Origin of the sequence: Brevundimonas huaxiensis, assembly GCF_014218725.1 — a bacterium.
Lineage (GTDB): Bacteria > Pseudomonadota > Alphaproteobacteria > Caulobacterales > Caulobacteraceae > Brevundimonas > Brevundimonas huaxiensis.
Genome location: NZ_JABBJE010000008.1, coordinates 40,773 through 54,319 on the forward strand (window position 1 = coordinate 40,773; position 13,547 = coordinate 54,319).

Annotated in this window: 15 protein-coding genes and 1 tRNA gene; 2 read left to right on the forward strand and 14 right to left on the reverse strand. The window is 66.4% G+C overall.

Annotated features, from left to right (window positions below):
* Position 1: 1 nt before the first annotated feature.
* From fabF to HF680_RS13685, 7 genes are all read right to left on the reverse strand, one after another.
* Positions 2-1,273, reverse strand: a complete 1,272-nt coding sequence (gene fabF, locus HF680_RS13655) for a beta-ketoacyl-ACP synthase II (RefSeq protein ID WP_185225443.1) — start codon at positions 1,271-1,273, stop codon at positions 2-4.
* Between the two features lie 151 nt (positions 1,274-1,424).
* Positions 1,425-1,664 carry an acyl carrier protein gene (locus HF680_RS13660; protein ID WP_008264317.1) on the reverse strand — a complete coding sequence of 80 codons (240 nt, stop codon included), beginning with the start codon at positions 1,662-1,664 and terminating at the stop codon, positions 1,425-1,427.
* Positions 1,665-1,835: 171 nt separating this feature from the next.
* The gene (fabG, locus tag HF680_RS13665) at positions 1,836-2,576 is read right to left on the reverse strand and encodes a 3-oxoacyl-[acyl-carrier-protein] reductase (protein ID WP_185225444.1); all 741 of its coding nucleotides are present in this window, start codon (positions 2,574-2,576) and stop codon (positions 1,836-1,838) included.
* A gap of 88 nt (positions 2,577-2,664) precedes the next feature.
* Positions 2,665-3,606, reverse strand: a complete 942-nt coding sequence (gene fabD / locus HF680_RS13670) for an ACP S-malonyltransferase (RefSeq protein ID WP_185225445.1) — start codon at positions 3,604-3,606, stop codon at positions 2,665-2,667.
* A gap of 131 nt (positions 3,607-3,737) precedes the next feature.
* Positions 3,738-4,166: a J domain-containing protein gene (locus HF680_RS13675; RefSeq protein WP_185225446.1), complete on the reverse strand. Its 429-nt coding sequence runs from the start codon at positions 4,164-4,166 to the stop codon at positions 3,738-3,740.
* 7 nt (positions 4,167-4,173) lie between these two features.
* Positions 4,174-5,010: a division plane positioning ATPase MipZ gene (locus tag HF680_RS13680; protein ID WP_185225447.1), complete on the reverse strand. Its 837-nt coding sequence runs from the start codon at positions 5,008-5,010 to the stop codon at positions 4,174-4,176.
* Positions 5,011-5,139: 129 nt separating this feature from the next.
* Positions 5,140-5,799: an SPOR domain-containing protein gene (locus HF680_RS13685; RefSeq protein ID WP_185225448.1), complete on the reverse strand. Its 660-nt coding sequence runs from the start codon at positions 5,797-5,799 to the stop codon at positions 5,140-5,142.
* Between the two features lie 75 nt (positions 5,800-5,874).
* On the opposite strand from HF680_RS13685, the gene panC reads away from it, so the two are divergent.
* Positions 5,875-6,747, forward strand: a complete 873-nt coding sequence (gene panC / locus HF680_RS13690) for a pantoate--beta-alanine ligase (RefSeq protein WP_185225449.1) — start codon at positions 5,875-5,877, stop codon at positions 6,745-6,747.
* 42 nt (positions 6,748-6,789) lie between these two features.
* Here the strand turns inward: panC and HF680_RS13695 are convergent, their stop codons facing one another.
* The 4 genes from HF680_RS13695 to HF680_RS13710 form a co-directional block, all read right to left on the reverse strand.
* Entirely contained in the window at positions 6,790-7,512 is a 723-nt protein-coding gene (locus HF680_RS13695) for a chorismate mutase (RefSeq protein WP_235968992.1), read from the reverse strand.
* A gap of 318 nt (positions 7,513-7,830) precedes the next feature.
* Positions 7,831-8,406 (reverse strand): prephenate dehydratase domain-containing protein, encoded by a 576-nt coding sequence (locus tag HF680_RS13700; RefSeq protein WP_185225451.1) that lies wholly within the window; start codon positions 8,404-8,406, stop codon positions 7,831-7,833.
* A gap of 90 nt (positions 8,407-8,496) precedes the next feature.
* The gene (locus HF680_RS13705; protein ID WP_185225452.1) at positions 8,497-9,867 is read right to left on the reverse strand and encodes a class II 3-deoxy-7-phosphoheptulonate synthase; all 1,371 of its coding nucleotides are present in this window, start codon (positions 9,865-9,867) and stop codon (positions 8,497-8,499) included.
* 66 nt (positions 9,868-9,933) lie between these two features.
* Positions 9,934-10,074 (reverse strand): hypothetical protein, encoded by a 141-nt coding sequence (locus HF680_RS13710; protein WP_165116349.1) that lies wholly within the window; start codon positions 10,072-10,074, stop codon positions 9,934-9,936.
* Positions 10,075-10,317: 243 nt separating this feature from the next.
* Here HF680_RS13710 and HF680_RS13715 point away from each other — a divergent pair, with 243 nt between their 5' ends.
* Positions 10,318-11,256, forward strand: a complete 939-nt coding sequence (locus HF680_RS13715; protein WP_045811291.1) for an ROK family protein — start codon at positions 10,318-10,320, stop codon at positions 11,254-11,256.
* A gap of 13 nt (positions 11,257-11,269) precedes the next feature.
* On the opposite strand, the gene HF680_RS13720 is transcribed toward HF680_RS13715, so the two are convergent.
* From HF680_RS13720 to HF680_RS13730, 3 genes are all read right to left on the reverse strand, one after another.
* Positions 11,270-11,344 (reverse strand) — tRNA-Val (locus HF680_RS13720).
* A gap of 56 nt (positions 11,345-11,400) precedes the next feature.
* The gene (locus HF680_RS13725) at positions 11,401-12,690 is read right to left on the reverse strand and encodes a dicarboxylate/amino acid:cation symporter (RefSeq protein ID WP_045811292.1); all 1,290 of its coding nucleotides are present in this window, start codon (positions 12,688-12,690) and stop codon (positions 11,401-11,403) included.
* Between the two features lie 100 nt (positions 12,691-12,790).
* Positions 12,791-13,504, reverse strand: coding sequence for an HAD-IA family hydrolase (locus tag HF680_RS13730; RefSeq protein ID WP_045811342.1), 714 nt, complete (start codon positions 13,502-13,504; stop codon positions 12,791-12,793).
* Between the last annotated feature and the right edge of the window lie 43 nt (positions 13,505-13,547).

Consider the following 13,547-nt stretch of genomic DNA (forward strand, 5'->3'; position numbering starts at 1 on the left):
CTCAGTCGACCTTCTTGAAGATCACCGAGGCGTTGGTGCCCCCGAAGCCGAAGCTGTTGGACATGGCCACATCGATCTTCATCGGCTTGGCTTTGTTGGGGACCAGGTCGATGGGCGTTTCCATCTCGGGGTCGTCCAGATTGATCGTCGGCGGCGCGATCTGATCGCGGATCGCCAGCACGCAGAAGGCCGCCTCGATGGCGCCCGCCGCGCCCAGCAGGTGGCCGGTCATCGACTTGGTCGAGGAAACGGTCAGGTTCTGCGCGTGATCGCCGACCAGCCCCTCGATCCCCTTCAACTCGATCCAGTCAGCCATGGTCGAGGTGCCGTGGGCGTTGACATAGTCCAGGTCCGACGGCTGCAGACCGGCCCGCTTCAGCGCCGCCTTCATGGCCCGCACCCCGCCCTCGCCGTCCTCTGACGGGGCGGTGATGTGATAGGCGTCGCCGCTCATGCCGTAGCCCACGACCTCGGCATAGATCTTGGCCCCGCGCGCCTTGGCGTGTTCGTATTCTTCCAGCACCAGAATGCCGGCGCCATCGCCCATGACGAAGCCCGCATGGCCACGGTCATAGGGGCGCGACGCCTTCTCGGGCGTGTCGTTATAGGCGGTGCACAGCGCCTTGCAGGCCAGGAAGCCCGCGATGCCGATCGGCACGATCGAGCTTTCGGCTCCGCCCGCCACCATCACGTCAGCGTCATCCAGCGCGATCATCCGCGCCGCATCGCCGATGGCGTGGGCGCCGGTGGCGCAGGCGGTCACCGCCGCATGGTTCGGCCCCTTCAGGCCGTGGCGGATCGAAATCTGGCCACCAGCCAGATTGATCAGGGCGCTGGGGATGAAAAAGGGGCTGACGCGACGCACGCCCTGTTCCTTCAGCACGATCGCCGTGTCGGCGATGGGGCCCAGGCCGCCGATGCCGGAGCCGACCATCACGCCGGTGCGCTCCTTGTCCTCGTCCGTTTCGGGCTTCCAGTTCGCATCGGCCAAGGCCTCGTCCGCCGCCGCAATGGCGTACAGGATGAAGTCGTCGACACGCTTGCGGTCCTTGGCGGACATGATCTTGTCGGGGTCGAAGTCGCCCTCGCCGCCGCCGCCGCGTCCATCCACGCTCGGCACTTCGCCGGCGATGGTGCAGCCATAGCCCTCGGTGTCGAAGGCCGTGATCGGACCGATGCCCGATCGTCCCTCGACAATACCCTTCCAGCTCTTCTCGACGCCCCAACCCAGGGGGGTCAGCAGACCGATGCCCGTAACGACGACGCGGCGCATGGTGCGTGCTCCCTTATCTCCAACCCGACCCTTCGGAATCATCGCGGATTCGCGCGGGTCAGAAACAGTAAAGGCCGCCGGGCGTCTCCGCTAGGAGCGCCGGGCGGCCCTGTGAACCGTCAGCCTGTTCGGCCGATATCGGCGATTGAGATCAGCCGGCCGACTTTTCGTCGATGAACTTGACCGCATCGCCGACCGTCTGGATGTGCTCGGCGGCGTCATCCGGGATCTCGATGTCGAATTCTTCTTCGAAGGCCATCACCAGCTCGACGTTGTCGAGCGAGTCAGCGCCCAGGTCGTCGATGAAGCTGGCCTTTTCGGTGACCTTGTCCGGATCGGCGTCCAGATGGTCGATGACGATCTTGCGAACGCGCTCGAGGGTGTCGGACATGAGTGTCTCTCTGCCTGTTTGAAATCGCCGTAGAGGCGGGGGTAGCTCAGAAATCGCCGTCTCACGGCAGCGTTGGCGACGCAAGCCCGAAGGCTGTGATCGACAATGCATCCCTGCCCTTTAGCACAGCCTTTCGGGCAGGAAATAGTCTGTTGCGTGACGTGATGACGATCAGATCATCGCCATGCCGCCGTTCACGTGCAGGGTCTGGCCCGTCACATAGGCGGCTTCGTCGGACGACAGATAGACGGCGGCGGCGGCGATCTCGTCGCCCGTGCCCAGCCGGCCCGCCGGAATCTTGGTCAGAATGGTTTCCCGCTGCTGATCGTTCAGCACGTCGGTCATGGGCGAGGCGATGAAGCCCGGCGCGATGCAGTTGACGGTGATGCCGCGCGACCCAACCTCCTGGGCCAGCGACTTGGAAAAGCCGATCATCCCGGCCTTGGACGCCGAATAGTTGGTCTGACCCGGATTGCCGGTCACGCCGACGACCGAGGTCACGCCGATGATTCGCCCGGAACGGCGCTTCATCATGCCCTTCACCGCCGCGCGGGTCAGGCGGAAATAGCTTTCCAGATTGACGGTCAGGACGGACTGAAAGTCCTCGTCCTTCATCCGCATCAACAGGCCGTCCTTGGTGATGCCGGCATTGGCGACCAAGATGTCTAACGGCGCGCCCGCCGCCGTCTCGGCCGCAGCGACCAGATTGTCGACCGACTCGGGATCCGACAGGTTCGCGGTCGCGAAATGCGCCCGCTCGCCCAGCTCCTTGGTCAGATCGGCCAGCACGGCCTCGCGCGTGCCCGACAGCACCACGGTCGCGCCCTGGGCGTGCAGCGCGCGCGCCACCGCCCCGCCGATTCCGCCCGTTGCGCCGGTGACCAGCGCGGTCTTGCCTGCAAGATTGAACATTTATGTCTCTCCGAAGTGGCGAGTGATTAGTGTCGAGTGACGAGGAAAAGCAAAGTCGCGTGACGAAGCCGTCGCCACGCGCCCCGCGTCACCCCTTGGCGAAGGCTTCCAGCTCTTCCGGCGTGTTCAGAGGCAGGGCCTCCGCGTCTGGCGCGATTCGCTTGGCCATGCCGGTCAGCACCTTGCCCGAGCCGATCTCGACGAAGCGGGTCACGCCGCCTTCGGTCGCCATCCACTCCATGCTCTCACGCCAGCGCACCCGGCCGGTGACCTGCTCGACCAGCAGGCGGCGGATGACTTCCGGGTCGCTCTCGGGCCGCGCCAGGACGTTCGCCACCACCGGCACGACCGGCGCGACGATCTTCGCCTCGGCCAGGGCGGCGGCCATCTCGTCGGCGGCAGGCTGCATCAGCGGACAGTGGAAGGGCGCCGAGACGTTCAGCGGGATCGCCCGCGCGCCCAGTTCCTTGGCCTTTTCGATGGCCCGGTCCACAGCGGCCTTATCGCCGGAGATGACGATATTGCCGTTGTTGTTGTCATTGGCGACCACGCAGACGCCGACTTCCGAACCGGCCGCCGCAGCCGCTTCCGCCAGCGCGAGATCCGTCTTGGGTCCGATCAGCGAGGCCATCGCCCCCTGCCCCACCGGCACGGCGCGCTGCATGGCTTGGCCGCGCAGCTTCAGCAGCCGCGCCGTATCCGACAGCGAGATCGCGCCCGCCGCCGCCAGCGCCGAATATTCGCCCAGCGAGTGACCGGCCACATAGGCCGCGCTCGCCACATCAAAGCCGAACTCGGCCTTCAACGCCCGGATCGCCGCCACGGACACCGCCATCAATGCGGGCTGGGCGTTCTCGGTCAGGGTCAGTTGATCTTCGGGGCCGTCGCGCATCAGCACCGACAGCTTCTGGCCCAGCGCCTCGTCCACCTCGGCGAAGACGTCGCGGGCGGATTGGAAGGCGTCCGCCAGTTGCGCGCCCATGCCGACGGCCTGGCTGCCCTGTCCCGGAAACAGAAGTGCGAGGGTCATCGACCGCTCCCTGAATCATTGATCAAGAGCGCGGACCCGTAAGCCCAGACTTACCCGAGGGCAAGCGGAGGTGGTGGGTGCTTGTGTCTCGGACCGTTCCCATGACCGCAGGGATGCTGCCCTGAGAGCGCCTAGCGGCGCCGGTATTTTGCGAGAAGTCGATCGCGCGCGGCGTTGACGCGCGTCGCCAGCCCCTCCGTGCCGCCCTGATCGGGATGGGCGCGGGCCATGGCGCGTTTCCAGGCTGCGCGGATTTCGGCCTCGGTCGCGGCTGGCCCGACACCCAGCACGGCGCGGGCGTCCGCTTCGCTGATGGGTTCGGATCGGATGATCGGTCGCTGCCGGGACGACCAGGCCAGATAGAGCCCTGCCCCGGCCAGCGCCGCCGCCGTCAGCCACGACCCACGAAACGCCGCAAGCGCGCCGCCGGCCAACAGAACCGCACCCAGCAGGGTCGCCGTCACGCGCCAGTGAGCGCGTCCGCGTCGCTCGGTCTGTCGGCCCAGCAGCACCAGCGCCCAGACGGCGATCGCCGCCAGGGCCAGCCAGATCAAACCCATCAGGCGATCAGGCCGCCACGTCCAAAGGGCTGAGAACCTGCTCCAGACCCATGGCCATCATCAGATTGCGCATCTCCTGGCGCGCAGCGACGTGGGCCAGGGACACCGCAACCGGCCGGATGTCGTTCGACAGGTCCGCCACCGTCAGGCCGAAGGGGAACAGCTCGCGATAGATGACCCGGTCGCGCAGGCCCGGACCGACGCGGAAGCCGACGCGTTTGGCCAGCTTGGTCATCCGTTCTTCCAGACGCTTGCGGTTGCGGGCCTCCGCGACGGCGAGGCGATTGGTGACCACCAGCCAGTCGATCGTCGCGTGACGGCCCTGGGCGATGGCGCGCTGCTTGCGCGCCTCCCAGACGCTCTCGGAATAGATCGAGGGTTTCAGCAGTTCCAGAGTGACCGGATCGACGTCGCCCAGCAGGTCGAAATCGACGAAGCTGTCGTTCATCGGCGTCACGATCTGATCGGCGCGGGCGTGGGCGGCGTTCGACACGGCCGTGTCGCCGCCGGGCGTGTCGATCAGGATGCAATCGACGCCCCGCGCCACCGCCTCGTCGAAGGCGCGCTCGAAGGTCGCGATCTGATCGGCGACATCCGCCTTGGCCAGGGCCTTGCCGTCGCCCATGTCGGGCACGAAGGGTTGGGGAAGCTCGTGACCGTTCGCGGCCAGCCAGGCGGCGCGGTTCTGGAAGAAGCGCTGCATCGAACGCTGGCGCAGGTCCAGATCGATGATCGCCACCGAGCGCCCGGCGTGCAGCAGGCCGGTCACGATGTGGATGGCCAGGGTGGACTTGCCCGCCCCGCCCTTTTCGTTGCCGAGGACGATCACATGCGGCTGCGTCATTCGAGGGAATCCTCTGTGCCGACCGCGCGACTCAGACTGCGCGGTCCTAGGTCCACAGAGACTCGGCCTCAAAGCGCCAAACGTCAACGGAACCTTAACGCAGACCTGTGGACGGCGAACCGGGGTCGGTCAGCTGTTACGCGCGCACCAGGCGTCGCCGACAGCGGCGGAGCGGCAGACCGCAGCGGCGGTTTCGGTGGATACCGGCCCGACCTTCAGCCGCGTCAGCCGACGGCCGCCCACCTCGACCTCCTGATAGATCGGCGACAATCCCGACAGGTCTGACGTGGCCTTCATCCGATCCCAGGCCTGACGCGCGCCGGCCGCACTGGAATAGGCGCCCAGTTGGATCGTTCGCCCGGTTTCCGGCGCAGCCGTGAGACTGGCGGGACGCAAGACGGGGGCCTGCACCCGCGAGATCGCCTCATCCGCCACGGCTTTGACAACCGCGGGCGAGGCAGCCCGGACAATTGCGTCCCGCAGGCCTGCATCTTCACCGACGGGGCGAAGGCCTGCCTGGACGTCTCGGGCGTCCCACATGGCGTGCGGATCCATGACCGCCACCTTGACCGGCGTGAAGCGCACGGGCCGCAGTCCGGCCTTTTCAGCAACGGCATGCCGGGTTTCGCGATCGCGCGCCGAGAGCGGAATGTCGATCGCCGCGACGGTCTCGGCCATCGCGCTGAATCGATGGGGATCGCTGTCCACCGCGCCGCAGCCGGCGACGGCAAGGCTGCTGGCGATGGCCAGGGCGATCAGAACTGGACGGGTCGCTTCTGCGGGCGTCATAAGCACGACCCTAGAGCCCAGACTTTGCGGTCTGGTGCATCAACAGGCTTAAGCGGAAAGGTTAATCGCTTCATCATGATAGACGCCGCCCCCCCGTTCCCTTCTTTGGCCGTCGTCCGCACCGTCGCCGACCTGCGCGCGGTCGTCCGGGACTGGAAACGTCAAGGCCTGAGCGTCGGCATGGTTCCGACCATGGGCGCCCTGCATGAAGGCCACCTGACCCTGGTGCGCGAGGCCACGCGCCGCGCCGACCGCGTCGTCGCCTCCAACTTCGTCAATCCGACCCAGTTCGCGGCGCATGAGGATCTGGGCAAATACCCTCGCCAGCAGGAAGAAGACGCCCGTCTGCTGGCCGGCGCCGGCTGCCACCTGATGTTCGCGCCCTCAGCCGACGCGATGTATCCGGAAGGCTTTGCGACCAGTGTCGCCGTCGCCGGGCCGGCGCTGGGTCTCGAGGGTGATTTCCGGCCTCACATGTTCGGCGGGGTCGCCCTGGTCGTCACCAAGCTGTTCAACCAGGTGCAGCCTGATGTCGCGGTCTTTGGCGAGAAGGACTACCAACAGCTTATGGTCGTACGTCGGTTCGTGCGCGATCTGGACCTGCCGGTCGAGATCGTCGGCGCGCCGACGGAGCGGGACGGCTGGGGCCTGGCCCTGTCGTCACGCAACGCCTATCTGTCGGAGGCTGAGCTTGAGACCGCCCGCCGGCTGAACGGCATTCTGGCGGAGGCCGGCGTCTATGCGTCCAGCGGTCGCCCCCTGCCCGGCGTCGAGCGTGAAGCCTATGCCGCCCTTTTGAAAGCCGGGTTTGATCGGGTCGATTACGTCGCCATTCGCCACGCCGAGGACCTGACGCCGTTCCGCAACGACATCGTCGACGCCCCCGCCCGCATCCTGGCCGCCGCCTGGCTGGGCAAGACGCGACTAATCGACAATATGGCGGTCTGAAAAGATGGGCCGCATCCGTTCGCCGGACGCGGCCCTGTCAGATCAGCCGATCGCGCCGACGCAGCCCTCCGCGTCACCCGGCGCCAGATCGGCGTCGGTCAGGGCGATGGTCCAGCCGTGATGGGTGTTCAGGCCCCAGCGCCGCGCGCCGCCGCCATCGCCCGCATCGCCGCCCGCGGTGACCACTACGCGTCGGCCCTTGGGCAGAGCCGGCGGATCGATCTTGCCGACCGCCAGCGACGTCGGGGTCTCGCCGCCGTAGCCGTCGAAGACGCTCAGCATCGACCACTCGCGCCGCAGGCCCATCCACCAGGCGTCCTCGGTATTGATCGCCAGCACGGCGATCCCGTGGCTCTCGGCGGCGAAAGCCAGGGCCTTCTGCGGATCGCGCACCATCTTGATGTCGGCGGCGGCCCCGAAACGCAGGCGCGCGCCGTCATAGGCGCGGGTCGGTTCGATGGGCGCCCAGACCTGAACCTGAAGCCGGCCCTGGCGCGCCAGGCCCCAGCCAACGATCTCGCGCCACAGATGTTCGACCGCCTCGGCGTTCTCGGGCTTGGCCTGCTTGAGCATGCGCGAGAGGACGGTCTGCTCGCGATCGGGACGCAGCTTGGTGTGCGGGCCGGTGGGCGCGTCCTTTGCCCGGCCGACGGTGGCGGCGATGGCCAGGCGTTGCTCGAACAGCGCCAGGATCTGGTCGTCGATGCCGTCGATCTCGGCGCGCAGGGCGGCCAGCGCCTGCTGTTCGGGGGTCAGGTCGGCCATATTAGGCCAGACTTGCTGAAGGTTGGAATGGGGCATGGAAAAGGGCTTTCGGCATTCTGGGATTCGATATGTGCAGGAGCGAACAGCCGCTCTGGTCCAGAGCGGTCGCCGGTGAAGCAGTCAGGGACGGAGTGCGCCCGACGCCTCAGCCGGCGTATCGAAAGCCGTAAAAGCCGTAGCCGAAATAGAGGCCGGAAACCGCGCGCGAACGGTCGAAAGAAACAGAAAGAGCGCGCAGGCGGGACATGGTCCGGTTCCGGTTTATGCGGATCGTGTTGCGACCCGTAGGTGTCTTAAGGACGCAAAGACCGTGCGCCGTCAACCCTCAGGGAAGCTCAACAGGACAAAACGCGTCTGATTATCGCCGGAATCCTGCAAGTCGTTGCGCAGGATCGACAGGCCGTACACCTCGGCGGCGCCGACCGGGGCGATGGCCGCCCGTGTGGGATCGCCCGCTTCGGCGACATCGCGCGCCGCGCCTGCGGTATCGAAATGCTCGACCACCTCGACATTCAAACCGGCCAGCGTGTCCTTGCACTGGGCCAAGGCGATGGGATGGCTTTCCACCGTTCGAATATCGGACAGACGCGCGCCGTCGATCGCCATCAGCGCATGACGGATCGGCCGCCAGACCTGAGCGACCGGCTCCACGCCAAGCGCACCGACCAGCGTCGCCGCCGGCTCGACCACGCCGATGGTCGAGTTCTCGACAGGGATCAGGGCGCAACCGCAGTCGCCGGCGCGCAGCGCATCCAGGGCCTGGTCGAAGGTTTCGAACGCCACAGCCTCGTCCCACGGACGCAGGGCCAGACACGCCTCATGGCTGAACGATCCGGGCGCGCCCTGATAGGCGACCCGGCCGGGCCTCTCCTCAGTTGGAGCCGCTGATTGCATCGATCACTCCCTCGGTCTCAGATCGATCTGGCGCTGCCTCGGTGGCGTCACCATGACCGGATCGGCCCGCATTTGGGGCGCTGACGCCCGCTAGGCCGCCGCCGACTGCGCCACACGTCCGGCCTTCAGCCGCTCCGCGACCAGGAAGGCCAGCTCCAGCGCCTGATCGGCGTTCAGGCGCGGGTCGCAGTGGGTGTGATAGCGGTTGGACAGATCGTCCTCGGTCACCGCCTGGGCGCCGCCGATGCATTCGGTGACATTCTGGCCGGTCATTTCCAGGTGGACGCCGCCGGGGTGGACGCCTTCCGCCTCGGCCACATCGATGAAGGTCCGGACTTCGCCCAGGATGCGGTCGAACGGCCGGGTCTTGTAGCCGTTGCCGGCCTTGAGCGTATTGCCGTGCATCGGGTCGATGGACCAGATGACCTTGCGGCCCGAGGCCTTCACTTCGCGCATCAGCTTGGGCAGGCGCTCGCCCACCTTATCGTGACCGAAGCGTCCGATCAGCGTCAGACGACCCGAGACATTGTCCGGGTTCAAGGCGTCGATCAGGGGCAGCAGATCGTCGGCCGTCATCGTCGGCCCGCACTTTACGCCGATGGGGTTCTTGATCCCCTTCATGAACTCGACGTGGGCGCCGTCCAGCTGACGCGTGCGCTCGCCGATCCACAGCATATGGGCCGAGGTGTCGAACCATTCGCCCGATCCGCCATCCAGACGCGTCAGGGCGCTTTCGACGTTCAGCAGCAGGGCTTCGTGGCTGGTGAAAACCTCGACCCGGCTGAGGTCCGGATGGGTCTCGGGCGTGACGCCGACCGCCTCCATGAAGGCCAGGGCCTCGGTGATCTTGTCGGCCAGTTCGCGGTATTGGGCGCCGGCGGCGTTGTCGCCGGCAAAGCCCAGCGTCCAGCGATGGATGTTGTACAGATCGGCATAGCCGCCGCCCGCAAAGGCGCGCAGCAGGTTCAGCGTCGAGGCCGACTGGTTGTAGGCGCGGATCAGACGTTGCGGATCAGGCGCGCGATCTTCCGGCGTGAAGCCCATGCCGTTGATGATGTCGCCGCGATAGCTGGGCAGTTCGACGCCGTCGATCTCTTCCAGCGGCGACGAGCGAGGCTTGGCGAACTGGCCCGCGATCCGTCCCACCTTCACCACCGGCTTGCGTCCGGCGAAGGTCAGGACGACCGCCATTTGAAGGATCAGGCGGAAGGTGTCGCGGATATTGTCGGTCGAGAACTCCTTGAAGCTTTCGGCGCAGTCGCCGCCCTGGAGCAGGAAGGCGTCGCCCCGCTCGACCTGCGCCAGCTTCGACGTCAGGCGCCGCGCTTCGCCGGCGAAGACCAGCGGCGGCAAGGCGCGCAACTCGTCTTCCACCCGCGCGAGGGCGGCAGGATCCGGATAGTCCGCCGGCATGTGCAGGGCGGTCTTTGTTCTCCAGCTTTCGGGGGTCCAGCGTGTCATCGCGCAAGAATAGGACTTCACGCCTATTCAAACAACGAAAAGACAGGCGGATTTTGCCGCGAAATGTCAGTCTTCCGAAGAAGGCGACTTTTCCGCCGCAGCTTCGGCCTTGCGTTCAGCCTTGGCCGCCGCCTTCTCGGCCGCCTTCAGCGCCGCGGCGCGCTCGCGTTCCTGACGCTCGAAGCTGTAGTTGGGTTTGCGAGCCATCGGCGTCCTCGTCTTATCTCGTGTCCTGGCGGTGAAGGTGGCGATGCAGGGAGCCGGACGCAATCGCCAAATCCAGCACTCTGCAAAATCGGCTCACAGCAGTCTTTCCTTGCGCGTCAAAATCTTGGCGGCGGCGTCGAAGGCGATGAACAGACGGGCTAGAAGGGTCATGGGCTCTGAACGCTTGGCCCTGTTCGATGTTCAGTCCCGCGAACCTTCGTCGCACCCGAAAGGCAGGCGCCCATGTCGACCCAATCCATCCTCCTCGGCGGTGTCGAAGCCGGCGGCACCAAGTTCATCTGCGGCGTCGCCGCCGCCGACGGCGTGATCATCGACCAGATCCGCATCCCGACGACGTCGCCCGACGAGACGCTGGATGCGGTCGCGGCCTTCTTCGTCGACGCACAGTCGAAACACGACCGGCTTTCGGCTTTGGCGATCGTCAGTTTCGGCCCTCTGTCGTTGAAGCCCGACGCGCCGGATTTCGGCGCCATCACCAGCACGCCCAAGCCCGGCTGGAGCGACATCAACCTGTTGGCCCGTCTGCGCCGGCGCCTCGATGTTCCCATGACGCTGGACACCGATGTGAACGGCGCGGCCGTGGGCGAACGCCTGTTCGGCAGCGGGCAAGGACTGGAGAGCTTCTGCTACGTCACGGTCGGCACGGGCGTGGGTATCGGGGTGATGATCGACGGCGCACCGCATGGCGGGGCGAACCATCCCGAAGCCGGTCATATCCGGCTGCCCCGCGCCAAGGGCGACGAGACGTTCTCGGGCGTTTGTCCCTTCCACGGCGACTGCCTGGAAGGCCTGGCGAGCGGGCCGGCGCTGAAGGCGCGCTGGAGCGCGGCCGCCGAAACGTTTTCCCACGATCATCCGGCCTGGCCGATGGCAGCGGAGTATATCGCCGGTCTGTGCGCCAACCTGACCTACACGCTGCGGCCCGAGCGAATCATCATCGGCGGCGGCGTGATGCAGCCGCACATGTACGATCTGGTCAGACAGGCGTTGGTGAGACAGCTCGGCGGCTATGACGCCAGCCTGAAAGGTCTGGACATGCAGACCTACATCGCGGCGCCGAGCGCGGGCGTGTCCGCCGGCCTGATCGGCGCATTGGCCCTCGCCTACCGTTCCATCACGGGCGCGTGGCCCAAGGACTGGCGCACGCAAGGCCGGGATTAGATCGAAGTGGAGATGGTGGACGCGACAGGGATTGAACCTGTGACCCCCTCGGTGTGAACGAGGTGCTCTCCCGCTGAGCTACGCGTCCTTGCCTTGCGGAGGCGGCGACATAGCCCGGTCGCCGGCCCCGCGCAAGCGCCTGTTTCAGATTCCGGCGGCGCGAACGCCTTCGGGCGTATCGGCTTCCGGGTCGCCCGGCAGCCAGGCGACGTGACCGTTGTAGATGTCTTGGTTGAGGATGCCCTCTTCCTTGGCGACCAGCACCGGCACCAGCATCTGTCCGGTGACGTTGGTCGCGGTGCGCATCATGTCGATGATCCGGTCGATGGCGACGATATAGCCGATGCCTTCCAGCGGCAGGCCGGCGGTCGACAGGGTCAGGGTCAGCATGACGATGCTGGTGCCCGGCACGCCGGCCGTCCCCAGTGATCCGAGCACCGCCGTCAGGCCGATGAGGACGTATTGGGTCAGCGTCAGATCGATCTTGAAATACTGGGCGATGAAGATCGAGGCGATGGCCGGATAGATGGCCCCGCACCCGTCCATCTTCACATTGGCCCCCAGGGGCACGGCGAAGGCGGCGTAGGCCTGCGGCACGCCCAAACGCTCGACCGTCTGGCGAAGGGTGATCGGCAAAGTCCCCAGCGAGGAAGAGGTAGCGAACGCAGTCTGTTGGGCCGCGAAGGCGCCGCGGAAGAAGCTGGTCACCTTCAGCCCATGGACCTTCAGCAGGCCCGAATAGACGATCAGGATGTGGAACAGGCAGGCGGCGTAGATGGCCAGGATGAACTTCACCAGGGGCAGCAGCGCCTCCCAGCCGTAGCCGCCGACGACCGATCCGATCAGGCCGAACACGCCGATGGGCGTCAGCTGGATCACCCAGCGGGTGATGCGGAAAATGATGGCTGCCCCCTCATCCACCAGACGCCGAACGCCCTGCGCCCGGTCGCCCAGCGCCACCAAGGCCATGCCGACAAGGGCCGAGAAGAAGATGATCTGCAACACCTTGCCTTCGGCCAGGGCGGCGAACGGATTGGTCGGCACGACGCCGATCAAGACTTCCAGCGGGGTCGGGATTACGCGCTCTTTAACCTCGCCCAGCGGCAGGTTGGACAGGCCGACGCCCGGATTGATGATGTGACCGAAGGCGAAACCGACCAGCACCGCCAGCAGCGACGTGATGGCGAACCAGAGGATGGTTCGCACCCCCAGCCGCACAGCCCCCGCCCCTTCCCCCAGCTTGGCGATGGAACTGGCGATGGTGAACAGCACCAGCGGCGCCACCACCATGCGGATCAGGTTCAGATAGACGTCGCCGATCGGCTGAAGCCAGGTCTCGGCCCGCTCGCGCAGGATCAGCCCGGCGATGATGCCGAGGATGAAGCCGGCGGCGGTCCGCTGCCACAGCGGAATCTTGAAAAAGCGAGCGAGCATGACGGCACTTTCAACTGGGGTGCGCCAATCTGTCCATCGCCATGGCGATCCGCAACCGCAGCAGCGATCATTCAGCCAACAGATTTCCTGTCGGCTGGCTTCAGAATTTCAGCGCCCGCCGCACGTAGAAGTCGGAGAGAATGCCGTCGATCGCCTCTTCGACGTCTTCGAAGGCATCGATCAGCACGTCCCCGCCCAGGTCTTCAACAGGCGTCGGCGTAAAGCCGAAGGTCGTCAGAATGCAGGGCATGCTGGCGTCTTTGGCGGCGTCCGCGTCCGGCGAAGCGTCTCCCACCATAATGGCTCGTTCGGGATCGCCGCCTGCGATCACGACGGCCTCCTTCAAATGGGCGCCTGAGGGCTTGCGCGCGCTGACCCGATCCGGGCCGACGATGGCGGCGAAATGTCGGGTCAAGTCCAGTTTGCCCAACAACAACTCCGACAGGTCCGAACGCTTGTTGGTAGCCACGACCAGGATAGCGCCCCGCTCGCTGAGCCGCTCCAGCGTCTCGACTACGCCCTCGAAAGGCTGCGAGCCGTCGGCGATATGGGCGGCGTAATCGACCAGGAACCGCTCGAACAGTTCGTCGGACTTGGCCCGCTCGACCGGCGCGCCGGCGGCTTCGAAGCCGTGCACCAGCAGCGCCCGCGCGCCCGATCCGATCAGGCTCGAGGCGGACTCCATCGGCACGGGCGGCAGCCCCTCCTCGACCAGCATCCGGTTCAGCGTGCCGATCAGGTCCGGGGCGGAATCGACCAGCGTGCCGTCAAGGTCGAAGGCGATGGTCCAGCCTTCCAGGTCGCGATCGCTCATCCACATCTCCCGCTGGCCCGCATGATGGGCTAGATCGCAGGAC